This is a genomic window from Roseospira navarrensis (assembly GCF_009601025.1).
In the GTDB taxonomy this organism is placed as follows: Bacteria; Pseudomonadota; Alphaproteobacteria; order Rhodospirillales; family Rhodospirillaceae; genus Rhodospira; species Rhodospira navarrensis.
In genome coordinates this window covers 57569-70536 of record NZ_WIVE01000014.1, presented here as the reverse complement: position 1 = coordinate 70536, position 12968 = coordinate 57569, and the positions used below count along the sequence as shown (strand labels likewise).

Here is a 12968-nt window from a genome sequence, read left to right as displayed (position 1 = left end):
GCGCCTTGCGATCCAAGCTCTTCATGGCCGCGCTCTCCGCCGTGCGATACAACCCCGACCTCAAGGCCTTCTACGAACGGCTTATCGGAAACAAAAAGACACCAAAAGGCGCACTCCTCGCCGTTGCCAGAAAGCTCGTCACCATCGCAAACGCGGTCCTCCGGCCTCAGCCCGAACCCGCCACAAACTGAGTTGATGACGCGATCGTCGGCCACCAGACGCGCCGCCCCGTCCTCCATCAGCCGGAGGGCGAGGTCGGATTTGCCCGACCCGGCCCCGCCGCGCAGCAGCACGGCCCCCTCGGGCAAAGCGACGCAGGTGCCGTAGATGGTCGGCTGTTGGGTCACGAGAGACTCTCCTTGATTGGGCACGGCGCTGGAACAGGAGGAACATCCAGTGTAGCGTCCCCGGCCCCACAACGCCAAAGGTCCCATGTTCAGCGCCATCTTCTCCGTCGTCGCGCCGGTCGTGCTGATCGCCGGCATCGGCACCCTGTGGGCCCGGCGCGGCTGGCCGTTCGATACCCAGATGGTGGCCGCGCTGTCCACGAACCTGGGCGTGCCGTGCCTGGTGCTGGACGTGCTGACCCGGGTCGAGCTGGACTCGGCCACGCTGGGGGGCATGGCCCTGGCCGCCGCCATGGGCCTGGGATTCTGCGCCGTCATGGGCGTGGCCATCCTGCGCGCCACGCGCCAGCCGCTGCCCCCGTACCTGCCCGCGCTGGTGTTCGGCAACAGCGGCAACATGGGGCTGCCGCTGTGCCTGTTCGCATTCGGCGAGCCCGGACTCGCGCTCGCCATCGCATTCTTCGTCGTCAGCGCGGTGCTGAACTTCACCGCCGGCGTGGCCATCGCCTCCGGCCGGCTGTCGCTGCGCACCCTGTTGCGCACGCCGGTCATCTGGGCCGTGCTGGTGGCGGTCGCGCTGCGCGCCACGGACACGCCGCTGCCCGGCTTCGTGGCCAACACGGTGGAGCTGCTGGGCGGCATGACCATCCCGTTGATGCTGCTGGCGCTCGGCGTCGCCCTGGCCCGGCTGCGGCCCGGCGGCCTGGGGCGCGCCGCCCTGCTGTCCGCCCTGCGGCTGGCCCTGGGCTGGAGCGGCGGCCTGCTGGTGGTCTGGTTGCTGGGGCTTGAGGGGATGGTGCGGGGCATCGTGCTGATCGAGATGGCCATGCCCGTCGCGGTCTTCAACTACCTGTTCGCGCAACGCTTCGGCAACCGGCCGGAGGAGGTCGCGGGGATGGTGCTGGTCTCCACCCTGGCCACCATGGCGCTGCTGCCCGTGCTGCTGTGGCTGGCCTGGGGCGGAGCGCCGCCGCCGGGCGTGGCCGGGGCGACGGGTTGACGGTCCCCGGCCGGGGGGCTAGATGGACCGAATGGTACATAATACAGATCGGCGATGATCCGGACTCGTCCGGCTCATCGCCTCCGCCGCTTCGCGGCGCCGGCCCAGTCGGGCCGGCCGGCCGACAAAAAGGTGGACCTTTTTGTCGGCTGGTGAAATCGCGAAGACCGATGACGGTGACCGTCGAAGCCCGTTGGCGGAGTCGGAAAGGCAACGGCGATGGCACGACCCCGCAGTTTCGATCCCGACGTGGCCCTGGACCGGGCGTTGGAGACCTTCTGGCGCCACGGCTATGCCGGCACCTCGCTGCCGCTGCTGCTGGACGCCATGCAGATCAGCCGCTCCAGCTTCTACGAGACCTTCGGCGGCAAGCGCGACCTGTTCGAGGCCGTGCTGACCCGCTACGATTCCCGCATCACCCGCCGTATTCTGGACGCCCTGGCGGAGCCGGGGCCGATCCGCGACGTGCTGCGCCGGATGATGGACCAGCAGGTGGCGCGCGCCCTGGGCGACGAGGGCAAGGGCTGCCTGATCGGCAACACGTCGGTGGAGCTGGGGCCGCACGACCCGGCCTTGCGCGCCCGGCTGGCCGACAGCATGGCCCGCGTGGAAGCGGCGCTGACCACCCGCCTGCGCGCGGCCCGGGACGCGGGTGAACTGGCCCCCGGTGCGGATCCGGTGGTGCTGGCCCGCGCCCTGCTCGCCATGCTCCACGGTTTCCGGGTGGTGGCCAAAGCCCGCCCGGATCCGGCCGTGCTGAACGACATCGCCGCCGGCGTTCTGGCCCTGCTGGACGCCCCGCCGGCCGCCGCACGAGAGACACCATGACCGACGCGCCGTCCGCCCGCCCCTTCCTTGCCGACCTGTTCCGGACCGCCGTCGAGGCCGCCCTGCCCACCCAGGTCCTCAAGGCGCATCTGCCCGCGCGGCCGCGCGGCCGCACCATCGTCATCGGCGCGGGCAAGGGCGCGGCCCAGCTCGCCCAGGCGTTCGAATCCCTGTGGGACGGACCGCTGGAAGGGGTGGTCGTGACCCGCACCGGCTACGCCGTGCCCTGCGAACGCCTCCGCGTGCTGGAGGCCTCGCACCCCGTGCCGGACGCGGCGGGGATGGCGGCGACCGACGCGATCCTGGCTGCCCTGGAGGGCCTGACCGCCGACGATCTGGTGGTGTCGCTGATCTGCGGCGGCGGCTCCGCCCTGCTGGCGGCCCCGCCCGAGGGCTTCGCCTTGGAAGACGAACAGGCGCTGAACGAGGCCCTGCTCGCCTCCGGCGCGCCCATCTCGGTCATGAACCGGGTGCGCCGCCGGTTCTCCCGCGTCAAGGGAGGCCGGTTGGCGCTGGCCGCGCACCCCGCGCGGGTCGTGAGCCTCGTGGTCTCCGACATCCCGGGGGACGTGCTGCACGACGTCGCCTCCGGGCCGACGCTGCCCGATCCCGCGCCGGACAGCGAGGCGGCCATCCGCGACCTGATCCAGACCGCCGGCATCCGGCTGCCGGTCCGTCTCTTGTCGTACATCGGACTGCCGCAGGCCGCGCCGCCGGCCGCCGACGATCCCCGCTTCGCCGGCCATGAGGCCGTGCTGCTGGCCTCGGCGGACACCTCGCTGCGGGCGGCGGCGGAGCGGGCGCGGGCGCAGGGTGTCGCCCCGTTCATCCTGTCCGATGCGCTGGAGGGCGAATCGCGCACCGTCGGCGCGCTGGTGGGGGCCATGGCGCGGCGGCTGGCCGGGGACCCGGCCCCGTTCGGCAAGCCCATGGTGCTGCTGTCCGGGGGCGAGACCACCGTGACCCTGCAAGGTCAGGGCAGCGGCGGCCCCAACACGGAATTCCTGCTCGCCCTGGCGGCGCAGATCCAGGGTGTCGAGGGCATCGCCGCGCTGTCGGCGGACACGGACGGCATCGACGGCAACCGGGACAACGCCGGCGCCTATGCCGATGCCACCACCATCGACCGCCTGCGGCGGGCCGGGCTGGACTGGCAGGCGGTGCTCGCCGACAACGACGCCTGGACCGCCTTCGACGAGCTGGGCGACCTGTTCGTGCCGGGCCCGACCGGCACCAACATCAACGACTTCCGGGCCGTGCTGATCGGCTGACACCGGCCCGACGTTGGACCCGGCGGATTATCCCGCTGCGCGGGGCGACTCCGCCCGACACGGCTCTTGCGCCATTCCGTAGGGCGGGTTCGCGCCGAAGGCGCAACCCGCCATTTTGCAGCGCCCAGCGGCGGATTGGGTCCGCTGACGCGGCCCCGAATCCACCCTACGGGTCAGGACAAAACCCGGTCAGGAAGACTCCTTCAACGGCCAGTCGTAGACCACCCAGTCGGTCTGTTTCGCCATCCTGTCGTAGAGCGAGCGCGCGGCCGCGTTGTCCGCCTGGGTGCGCCAGGACAGCCGCCGCCAGCCCGCCTTTTGCGCGATGGCCGCGCAGGCGCTGATGAGCGCCGATCCGGCCCCACGCTTGCGCGCGGCCTCGGCCACGAACAGGTCCTCCAGATAGCCGACGGACTCGATGGACCAGGTGCCGGGGTGCTCCAGCAGGGTGGCGAAGCCGACCAGACCCCAGCCCTCCGGTCCCTGGCTGTCCGCCACCAGCAGGCGCAGCGCCGGAAAACGCGGATCCAGGCAGCGCCGCCAGGTCTCTGCGGTCACGGCCTCGGGCACCTCCACCCGATAGAACTTGCAGTAGGCGCCCCAGAGCAGGCGCCAGCCGGCCTCGTCCTCGGGCTTGGCGAAGCGGACGGTCAGGGTCTGCTGGGTGGGATCAGGCATGAAGAGTCCTTTTGTCTTTTCGGCGTTGAACCGGACTTGCCCGGTTCAACGCCTCCGCCGCTTCACGGCGCCGGTGCGGTCGCACCGGCCGCACTCGGCAAGAAGACCTTGCCGAGTGCGGAATGGACACCCGCGAACAGTCTCAAGGCGATCACGCCATCTCGACCACGGGCGTCAGGTCGAGCGACCGGCCCAGCTTCTCCATGCGGCGCTGGATGAAGCGGCCGTCGAACAGCGGGTCCCCGGCGGGCAGGGTCAGGGTCACGGAGCCTCCCGGCGCGCGCGCCAGACGCGTGCGGCGCAGCACGCCGGGCGCGCCCCCGCTGAGGGTATGGGCCAGACGAAGCGCCGCGCCGATCACCCGGGTGCGGCGCACCCGCACCGGATCGTCCAGCAGGGTTTCCGCGTCCACCGCCATGGCGGCGGCGGGATCGCCCCCGTAGCGGTGATAGACCGACAGGGCGAGCCCGGCCCGGTCGCGGTGATCCAGCCCCATGAACGGCAGCCGCAGCACGCGGTGGAACGCCTGTTCGGCGCGGTAGTCCGGATGCTCGTTCCAGAAGATGTCGCCGATGATGCACACGGCGAGGCGCAGCCGCATCAGCTCCGGCGGCTCGGCCGGGAACAGGGGCGCCATCCAGGCCGCCACCTCGTCGCCGTGGGCGCGGAACCGGCCGGCCTGCCGCGCCATCACGGTCATGGAGGCGAGCAGCGGATCCTCGCGCTTCAGGGCATCGGGCAGGCCGTCCATGAACTGGCCCTCGCGCACCCCGTAGACCGAGAACACGACCCGCCGGGGTCGCGTCGCCCGCACCAGCCGGTCGAGCGTGATCGCGGCCAGGGGCAGCGCCGCCATGCGCTTTTTGCTGAGGCCCGGCACCTGGGCATACTGCTTGGGCGGCGCGCCGGCGATCTCGTCCAGCAGAGTCGCGGCGTCCGCCACGCTCAGGGTGAAGTTGTCCAGCACGCGCAGGGGATAATTCATCCGGTGCATGCACACCCGCGCCAGCGCGCGCCACGCCCCGCCGACCGCATAGAGGGTCTGGCCGTCCGCCGCCTGCAGCCAGGGGGCCTCGGCCAGGGCCGCATCGAGGATCCGTTCCGCCTCGGCCCGCACGCCGCCGCCCGACGCCTCGTCCAGCCGCAACAGCCCCAGCGGAAAGCTGGCCACGTCGGCGAACGCCCGGTCCTGGAGGCGGCACAGGTCCAGCGAGCCCCCGCCCAGATCGGCAACCACCCCTTCGGCGTTCGGCACGGCGCATTGCACGCCCAGGGCGGCGCGCCGGGCCTCGTCGGCGCCGTCGAGCACCGTCACGGTGATGTCGTTGGCCTGCTCCAGGTCGCCCACGAAGGCGGGTCCGTCGGCGGCATCACGCACGGCGGCCGTGGCGAGCACATGCAGGCCCTTGACCCCCATGGCCTTGCTGAGGGCCACGAACCGCCCGACCGCCGCCATGGCGAGCGCCCGGCCCTCGGCGTTGAGGCGGCCGGTCGCCCCCATGCCCTGCCCCAGGGCGCAGACGGCCTTTTCGTTGAAGAGCGGGACCGGGATGCGCGCCCCGCCGCGGTACACCACCAGACGCACCGAGTTCGAGCCGATGTCCACGATCCCCACCGGCGCCGGATCCCCGGTCTCGCCCACAGGCGGGGTCGAGGCGGCCCCCAACGGCGTTGATCCGTGGTTGGCGTCGCCCCCCGCCGGGGTGGTGCCGTCGGCCGCAGTCTCCATCATGTCCCCCTCTTCGCCATGCGGATGCCGGTCCTCCTGGTGTTCACGTCTGCGCGCGGCTCTTCAGAATGAGTTGCGGAATGCCCTTGCTGGCCTTGTCGAGCGCCTTGCCGCGCCCGGACAGGCTGGGATTGTTCATGAAGTAGGTGTGGGCGTTGAACGCATCCTCGGCCGAATCCACGCGCTGGAACGTCCCGTCCGGCATCAGATACCAGCTCTGCTGCTCGTCGTTCAGGTTGGCGACCATGATCTGTTCCATGATCTGGGTGCGCACGGTCTCGTTCTCGATCGGCACGAAGGTCTCGCAGCGCATGTCCAGATTGCGCGGCATCCAGTCCGCCGACGAGATGTAGACCAGCGCATGTCCGGACGGCAGGTCGTGCCCGTTGCCGAAACAGGCGATGCGCGAGTGCTCCAGGAAACGCCCGACGATGCTCTTGACGCGGATGTTCTCCGACAACCCGGGCACGCCGGGCCGCAGGCAGCAGATGCCCCGGATCACGAGATCCACCTGGGCCCCGGCCTGCGAGGCCCGATACAGCGCGTCGATCACGGCCCCATCCACCAGGCTGTTCATCTTGGCCCAGATGGTGGCCGGCCGGCCGGCGCGGGCGTGGTCTGCCTCGGCCTCGATCAGGTCGATCAGACGCTGTTTCAGCGTCAGCGGCGCCAGATGCAGCTTTTCCAGCGCCTTGGGCCGGGCATAGCCGGTCATGTAGTTGAAGGCGGTCGCCGCGTCCCGGCACAGCGCCGCATCGGCCGTGAAGAACGACAGGTCGGTGTAGATCTTGGCCGTGATCGGGTGATAGTTGCCCGTGCCGAAATGGACGTAGGAGCGGAGTGCGCCCCCCTCGCGCCGCACCACCAGCGAGATCTTGGCGTGCGTCTTCAGGTCCATGAAGCCATAGACCACGTTGACGCCGGCGCGTTCCAGGTCGCGCGCCCAACGGATGTTGGCCTCTTCGTCGAAGCGCGCCTTCAACTCCACCATGGCGGTGACGGACTTGCCGCTTTCCGCCGCCTCGATCAGGGCCGCGACGATGGGCGAGTTGTTGGAGGTGCGGTACAGCGTCTGCTTGATCGAGACCACGTTGGGGTCGGCCGCCGCCTGCCGCAGGAACTGCACCACCACATCGAACGACTCGTAGGGGTGATGGACGATGATGTCCTTCTGCTTGATGGCCGCCAGACAATCGCCGCCGAAGTCGCGGATGCGCTCCGGGAAGCGGGCCGTGTAGGGCACGAACTGAAGGTCCGGCCGGTCGTCGGAAATCAGTTGCTTCAGGTCGGCCATGCCGATGGGGCCGTCCAGGCGGAACAGGTCCTCCTGGGCCACGTTCATGGCCTCGCAGATCTGCCCCACGAGGGATTCCGGCATGTCGGCGTTGAGCGTCAGCCGGATGCAGTGGCCGCGCCGCCGCCGCTTGAGGGCCGATTCGAAGCTGCGGACCAGGTCCTCGGCCTCTTCGTCGATTTCCATTTCGCTGTCACGGATGACGCGGAAATGGCCCGCCTGCTCGATCTTGAAGCCGGGGAACAGGCGGTCCATGAACAGGCCCACCAGATCCTCGATGAACAGATAGCGGTGCCCCTCGCCCGGCAGCCGGGTCAGGCGGTCCACCTGGGCCGGCAGCGGCACCAGGGCGCGCAGGCCCTCGCCGCCGCCCTCGGCCTTCAACTGCAGCACCAGCGCATGACCCAGGTTCGGGATGAACGGAAACGGGTGCGCCGGGTCGATGGCCAGCGGCGTGAGAATGGGGAAGATCTGGGCGTTGAAGTGATCCTCCAGCCAGTCCCGGTCCTCGGCCGTCAGTTCGCCCACATTGAGCAGGCGCACCCCGGCCGCGCGCAGATCGCCGTGCAGTTCGGCCCAGATGTCCCGCTGCTCCTCCAGAAGCTGGCGGGCCATGCGGTTGATCTCCGTGAGCTGCTGGGCGGGCGTGCGGCCGTCCTGGCTGATCTTGTTGATGCCGGCGGTGACCTGCCCCTTCAGGCCGGCGACGCGGACCATGTAGAACTCATCCAGGTTCGAGCCGGAGATGGACAGGAACCGCACCCGTTCCATCAGGGGATGGCGGTGGTTGCGCGCCTCCTCCAGGACCCGGAAGTTGAAGCCGAGCCACGACAGCTCGCGGTTGATGAACCGCTCGGGCGACTCCATCGTGATCGCCCGCGCCGCCGCCGCCGCCGTGATTTCCTCGACGCTGGCCGGCGGGTCGATCCGGGCGGGGGCCGTGGCGTCCTCGGGGCGGGTCATGGTCGTCTCCGTCGATGGCGGTGGCGGGGTGAGGCGGCGACGGGCGGATCCCGGTGGGACCGGCCCGGTCCAGGCGAGCATTCAGGCGGCACCGGCCGCGCCCGTCAAATGACGATTCGGTCTCGACCGCCGGGGGCCGAGTCCCTACTACTGGGCGCACACCCCACATCCTCGCGGCCCGGACCCCGGCATGAAACGGCTATACCTGTTACGGCACGCCAAATCCAGTTGGGAGCATCCCAATCTGGAGGATCACGACCGCCCGCTGGCCCCGCGCGGCGACCGCGCCGGGCGCGCCATGGCCGCGGTGGTGGCCGCCCTGGACCCGGCGCCCGGGCTGGTGCTGTGCTCCACGGCGGTGCGCGCCTGCCAGACGCTGGCCCTGGTGCGGGCGGGGCTGGGCAACGCGCCCGTGGTGACGGACGAGACGCTGTACGCCTTCGATCCGCTGCCGGTGCGCCTGCGGCTGGCCCACGTTGACGAGACCGTTCAGGCCGTCATGGTGGTCGGCCACAATCCGGCATTCGAGCGGCTGGCGGTCGAACTCGCCCGTGGCGACCGGGGTCGGCCGGCGCGCGCCCTGCGGTCCAAGTTCCCGACCGCCGCCCTGGCCGCGCTCGACCTGCCCGTGGCGCAGTGGGCGGATCTGGGCGGCGCGACATCGCCAAAGGGGGCGCGGGTCGTGGCCTTCACCCGCCCCGCCGACCTGCCGGAGACGGGGGACGCCTAGGCGGGCCTAATCCCGCTCGATCCAGCCGCCGCCCAGCACCCGGTCGCCGTCGTACAGCACGCAGGCCTGCCCCGGCGAGACGCCGTGCGCCGGAGCGTCCAGGCGCACCCGGGCGCGCCGGCCCTCCAGCGGCATGACCGTCGCGCGCACGGGTTCGAAGGTGTTGCGGATCTTGACGTGGGCATGGACCCCGTCGCGGGGCAGCGCATCGCCCTCGCCCAGCCAGTTCACCCCGTGGATCGTGAACGATACCTTCCCCAGTGCGGCCCGGGGGCCGACCACGACGCGGCGCGTCTCCGGCTCCAGCCGGATGACGTACAGCGGCTCCGCCGTGCCGCCGATGCCCAGGCCGCGCCGCTGGCCCACGGTGTAGCGGATGATGCCGTCGTGATGGCCCAGCACGCGGCCGGACAGATCCACGATCTCCCCCGGGTCGAGCGCGCCCGGGCGCAGGCGTTCCACCACGCGGGCGTAGTCGCCGCCGGGCACGAAGCAGATGTCCTGGCTTTCCGCCTTGTCGGCCACCGCCAGCCCGTAGCGCGCCGCGAGCCCTCGCGTGCGGCCCTTGTCCAGCCCGCCCAAGGGGAATCGCAGGCGGTCAAGCTGGGCGCGGGTGGTGGCGAACAGAAAGTAGCTCTGGTCCTTGTCCGGGTCGGCGCCGCGCCACAGCGCCGGCCCCTCGCCCTGCCCCTCTCCCGGGCGTCGGCGCACGTAGTGCCCGGTGGCCAGCACCTCGGCGCCCAGGCCGCGCGCCGCCTCCATCAGGTCGCGGAACTTGACGGTCTGATTGCACAGCACGCAGGGCACAGGAGTCTCGCCGCGCACATAGCCGTCGGCGAACGGGTCCATGACGTCGCGGCGGAAGCTGCCCTCGTAGTCCACCACATAGTGGGCCACGCCCAACCGATCGGCCACCCGGCGGGCGTCGTGGATGTCCTGCCCCGCGCAGCACGTGCGCCCGCCCGGCACCCCCTGGCCGTGGTCGTAGAGCTGCATGGTGAGCCCGACCACCTCCCAGCCGGCCTCGGCCAGCACGCCGGCGGTCACGGAGCTGTCCACGCCGCCCGACATGGCCACCACGGCGCGCCGGCCCCGGCCCGGCTCCAGATCGGGGCCGAGATCGTCCAGAGCGCCCGCGCGCACGACGGCCGGACTAGTCAGCAAGCGTCAGCCCCATCTGCCAGAAGTCGGCCTCCAGGATGGTGGCCTTGCGGAAGGTCTCGATCAGGCCCGGCATGCGGCCCGCCCCCCCGCGCGACTCCATCAGCCGGTCCATGGTGTCCACGGCGTCGCGGGCGACCTGGCGATAGGCCGAGCCGCCGTACTCCCGGATCCAGGCGGCATAGGGATGGTCGTCGTGGACCGACTCGATCAGCCGTTCGCCGATCTCCGCGTAGCCTACCACGCACGGCGCCAGCGCCACGTTCAGGTCCAGCAGGTCGCCGGCCATGCCCCGTTCCAGCACATAGCGGGTGTAGGCCATGGTGGCCTTGGCCTCGGGCAGGGCCTCCAGGTCCTCCGGCGAGATGCCCCACGCCTGGCAGTACTTCACGTGCAGGCCCATCTCGTCGAGGATCGCGGCCATGCCCTCGCCCATGCGGCGCATGTCCTCCAGCGACTCGCTCTTGTAGACGCCCAGGGCATAGGCCCGCGCGAATTGGATCAGGAACAGGTAATCCTGACCCATATAGTGCCGGAAACAGTCCTGACGCAGGCTGCCGTCCGCCATCTGGCGGACGAACGGATGGTCCACATAGGCCGTCCACGCCGGCGCGCAGGCATGGCGCAGGCGGGCGAACAGACTGTCGGCGGTGGCGATCCCGGGCACGGCCTCGGGGGCGGTGGAGTCCTCAAGGGTCATCGGACGGCGGCTCCTGGTGGTATGAACCCCTAGACCATGGCGTTGCGCGTCTCGGCCGGCAGGCGGACCTCCAGGCCGTCCAGGTCCTCGCTCATGATGATCTGGCAGCCCAGGCGGGAGGTGCGCTCCAGACCGAAGGCCAGGTCCAGCATGTCTTCCTCGTCCTCGGTGGGCTCCGACAGCTTGTCGAACCAGGCCGGATCCACGATCACGTGACAGGTCGAGCAGGCCAGCGAGCCCTCGCACGCGCCTTCCAGGTCGATGTCGTGACGGTGGGCGGCCTCCATCACCGAAAGGCCCACGGGCACCTCGACCTCGTGGCGGGTGTCGTCGCGGTCGATGAAGACAAGCTTGGGCATGGATCAGGGTCCTCCGGCAGGGCAGTGATTTGGCGCGGTGACCGCCCCCATGAAGGCGGCTGCGGCGGCAGCGGCGCACGGACGCGGCCAATGCCGCCGCGCGCTGTCTGTGACGGAGGCATGGATAGCGCCCACACGCCCGCGCGGCAAGGCCCGCGCCGGCGCTCCAGGTAGGGCGTGGGAGCCGACGCGCCAACCCCACCTCTGCTATCCCCCTGCTCCACCCCCCATCTCCCCCCACACCACCGCCATGCGGTCGATGTCCGCTTCGGTGGTGGTCCAGCCCAAGCTGATGCGGATGGCGCGGCGGGCGGCGGGCTCGTCGAGGCCCATGGCGCGCAGCACGTGCGACGGGGCCACCTTGCCGGAGGAGCAGGCCGATCCGGCCGACACCGACACCCCGGCCAGATCCAGGCGCATCAGCAGCATGTCGGCCGCCAGGGACGGATGTGCGATGCAGGTGGTGTTGGGCAGGCGCTCGCCACCCACCCCATGGACCACGGCCCCCGGGCAGGCCCCAACAAGCGCCGCCTCCAGCCGGTCGCGCAGCCCCGCCAGACGCGCGGCCTCGTCAGCCCCCTCCTCCAGCACCGCACGGGCGGCCGCGCCGAAGCCGGCGATGCCGATCAGATTCTCGGTCCCGGCGCGCCGCCCCCGCTCCTGGCCGCCGCCGCGCACCAGCGGGGCCAGGGTCACGCCATCACCCACGATCAGCGCGCCCACGCCCGCCGGTCCGCCCAGTTTGTGCGCCGAGAGCGTCACCAGGTCCGCCCCCAGCGATCCCACATCGAAGGGCCACAGCCGCCCCGGGGCCTGAACGGCGTCGCAGTGCAGCAGCCAGCCCGCATCCCGCGCCAGCCGCGCGGCCTCGGCCACCGGCTGCAGCACGCCGGTTTCGTTGTTCGCCCGCATGAGGGAGAGCACCCCCGGTCCCTCGGCGTCGTCGAGCGCGACCCGCAGCCCCTCCAGGCCGAGGACCCCATGCCCGTCCACGGCCAGCCGCCCGGACTCCGGCACCCAGCGCAGCACCGAGTCGTGCTCCACGGCCGAACACAGGCGCGGCCCCGGCCCCGGTCCGCTCAGCGCCAGGGCATTGGCTTCCGAGCCGCTGCCCGTGAACACCACCCACGCGGGAGGCACACCGGCCAGGGCGGCGACCGACTCGCGGGCCTCCTCGATCAGCGCCCGCGCACGGCGCCCGTGCCGGTGGACGGACGAGGGATTCCCCGCGACCGTGAGGGCGGCGCGCATGGCTTCGGCGGCCGCCGGCCGCAGGGGCGCGGTCGCGTTGTGGTCGAGATAGAGGGCGGTGGTTTCGGCGGGAGGGCCGACTGGTGCGGCGGAGCACATGAAGCGGACGACCGCGAATCAGCACCGCGACGGGTCCGAAGACCCGCCGTGGCAAGGAGGATCGACACGGGCGGCGGGACGGGCGTGACGCCCGCCTACTGCGCCGCCGTCGCCTCGAACCCCTGGATCAGGCCGCTGGTGCCCAGAACGCGCCGCTGGGTCACGTCCTCCAGCGACACGGAGCTGAGGTACAGATAGATCTGGTTGGCCAGTTCTTCCCACAGGTCGTGGGTCAGGCAGCGCCCCTTGTTGTTGTGGCAGCCGGCCGGCGAGCCCGGCGAACACCGGGTGGTCTGGATCGGCTCGTCCACAGACAGGATGATGTCCGAGATGCGGATGTCCGCGCCCGAGCGCGACAGCATGTAGCCGCCGCCGGGACCACGCACACTGCGCACCAGCCCGCCCTTGCGCAGCCGTCCGAAGAGCTGCTCCAGGTAGGACAACGAAATCTCCTGCCGTTCGGCGATGTCCGCCAGCGCCACCGGCTTGTCCTGTGCATGAACCGCCAGGTCGGCCATCGCCATCACCGCGTATCGGCCTTTGGTGCTGAGCCTCAAC

General features: G+C 71.3%; 13 protein-coding genes. 4 read left to right on the top strand and 9 right to left on the bottom strand.

From position 1 onward, the window contains the following. Positions 1–347: HPr kinase/phosphorylase (locus tag GHC57_RS19890; protein ID WP_425500653.1), on the bottom strand; the 347-nt coding region annotated here is incomplete at its 3' end. 85 nt (positions 348–432) lie between these two features. Between GHC57_RS19890 and GHC57_RS06715 the strand changes: the two genes are divergently transcribed. The 3 genes from GHC57_RS06715 (at position 433) to GHC57_RS06705 (ending at position 3446) form a co-directional block, all read left to right on the top strand. After that, positions 433–1347, top strand: a complete 915-nt coding sequence (locus GHC57_RS06715; RefSeq protein WP_153342471.1) for an AEC family transporter — start codon at positions 433–435, stop codon at positions 1345–1347. 219 nt (positions 1348–1566) lie between these two features. After that, a complete protein-coding gene (locus GHC57_RS06710; RefSeq protein WP_153342469.1) occupies positions 1567–2175 on the top strand; it encodes a TetR/AcrR family transcriptional regulator in 609 nt (202 codons plus the stop codon). After that, complete coding sequence (locus GHC57_RS06705; RefSeq protein ID WP_153342466.1) at positions 2172–3446, top strand: glycerate kinase type-2 family protein; 1275 nt, start codon at positions 2172–2174, stop codon at positions 3444–3446. Before GHC57_RS06710 ends, GHC57_RS06705 begins: the two co-directional genes overlap by 4 nt. Positions 3447–3635: 189 nt before the next feature. Here the strand turns inward: GHC57_RS06705 and GHC57_RS06700 are convergent, their stop codons facing one another. The 3 genes from GHC57_RS06700 to GHC57_RS06690 all read right to left on the bottom strand — a co-directional run bounded on the left by GHC57_RS06700 (position 3636) and on the right by GHC57_RS06690 (position 8110). Beyond that, entirely contained in the window at positions 3636–4124 is a 489-nt protein-coding gene (locus tag GHC57_RS06700; RefSeq protein WP_153342464.1) for a GNAT family N-acetyltransferase, read from the bottom strand. A 151-nt stretch (positions 4125–4275) separates the two neighbouring features. After that, positions 4276–5856 carry a Ppx/GppA family phosphatase gene (locus GHC57_RS06695; protein ID WP_246152172.1) on the bottom strand — a complete coding sequence of 527 codons (1581 nt, stop codon included), beginning with the start codon at positions 5854–5856 and terminating at the stop codon, positions 4276–4278. Between the two features lie 40 nt (positions 5857–5896). After that, a complete protein-coding gene (locus GHC57_RS06690; RefSeq protein WP_153342462.1) occupies positions 5897–8110 on the bottom strand; it encodes an RNA degradosome polyphosphate kinase in 2214 nt (737 codons plus the stop codon). 190 nt (positions 8111–8300) lie between these two features. Between GHC57_RS06690 and GHC57_RS06685 the strand changes: the two genes are divergently transcribed. Next, positions 8301–8840, top strand: coding sequence for a SixA phosphatase family protein (locus GHC57_RS06685; protein WP_153342460.1), 540 nt, complete (start codon positions 8301–8303; stop codon positions 8838–8840). A gap of 6 nt (positions 8841–8846) precedes the next feature. On the opposite strand, the gene mnmA is transcribed toward GHC57_RS06685, so the two are convergent. The 5 genes from mnmA to GHC57_RS06660 all read right to left on the bottom strand — a co-directional run bounded on the left by mnmA (position 8847) and on the right by GHC57_RS06660 (position 12967). Then, on the bottom strand, positions 8847–9968 hold the full coding sequence (gene mnmA, locus GHC57_RS06680; RefSeq protein WP_425500654.1) for a tRNA 2-thiouridine(34) synthase MnmA: 1122 nt from the start codon (positions 9966–9968) through the stop codon (positions 8847–8849). A 25-nt stretch (positions 9969–9993) separates the two neighbouring features. After that, positions 9994–10701, bottom strand: coding sequence for a thiaminase II (gene tenA, locus GHC57_RS06675; protein ID WP_153342458.1), 708 nt, complete (start codon positions 10699–10701; stop codon positions 9994–9996). A gap of 29 nt (positions 10702–10730) precedes the next feature. Then, positions 10731–11060: a ferredoxin family 2Fe-2S iron-sulfur cluster binding protein gene (locus GHC57_RS06670; RefSeq protein ID WP_153342456.1), complete on the bottom strand. Its 330-nt coding sequence runs from the start codon at positions 11058–11060 to the stop codon at positions 10731–10733. A gap of 207 nt (positions 11061–11267) precedes the next feature. After that, positions 11268–12410, bottom strand: coding sequence for a cysteine desulfurase family protein (locus GHC57_RS06665; RefSeq protein WP_153342454.1), 1143 nt, complete (start codon positions 12408–12410; stop codon positions 11268–11270). 95 nt (positions 12411–12505) lie between these two features. Further along, positions 12506–12967, bottom strand: a complete 462-nt coding sequence (locus tag GHC57_RS06660) for an Rrf2 family transcriptional regulator (protein ID WP_153342451.1) — start codon at positions 12965–12967, stop codon at positions 12506–12508. Between the last annotated feature and the right edge of the window lies 1 nt (position 12968).

Excerpts from the sequence above, each read along its gene's own strand:
- GHC57_RS06715 (WP_153342471.1), top strand. The coding sequence starts at position 433 with ATGTTCAGCGCCATCTTCTCCGTCGTCGCGCCGGTCGTGCTGATCGCC.
- GHC57_RS06710 (WP_153342469.1), top strand. The coding sequence starts at position 1,567 with ATGGCACGACCCCGCAGTTTCGATCCCGACGTGGCCCTGGACCGGGCG.
- GHC57_RS06705 (WP_153342466.1), top strand. The coding sequence starts at position 2,172 with ATGACCGACGCGCCGTCCGCCCGCCCCTTCCTTGCCGACCTGTTCCGG.
- GHC57_RS06700 (WP_153342464.1), bottom strand. The coding sequence starts at position 4,124 with ATGCCTGATCCCACCCAGCAGACCCTGACCGTCCGCTTCGCCAAGCCC.
- GHC57_RS06695 (WP_246152172.1), bottom strand. The coding sequence starts at position 5,856 with ATGATGGAGACTGCGGCCGACGGCACCACCCCGGCGGGGGGCGACGCC.
- GHC57_RS06690 (WP_153342462.1), bottom strand. The coding sequence starts at position 8,110 with ATGACCCGCCCCGAGGACGCCACGGCCCCCGCCCGGATCGACCCGCCG.
- GHC57_RS06685 (WP_153342460.1), top strand. The coding sequence starts at position 8,301 with ATGAAACGGCTATACCTGTTACGGCACGCCAAATCCAGTTGGGAGCAT.
- tenA (WP_153342458.1), bottom strand. The coding sequence starts at position 10,701 with ATGACCCTTGAGGACTCCACCGCCCCCGAGGCCGTGCCCGGGATCGCC.
- GHC57_RS06670 (WP_153342456.1), bottom strand. The coding sequence starts at position 11,060 with ATGCCCAAGCTTGTCTTCATCGACCGCGACGACACCCGCCACGAGGTC.
- GHC57_RS06665 (WP_153342454.1), bottom strand. The coding sequence starts at position 12,410 with ATGTGCTCCGCCGCACCAGTCGGCCCTCCCGCCGAAACCACCGCCCTC.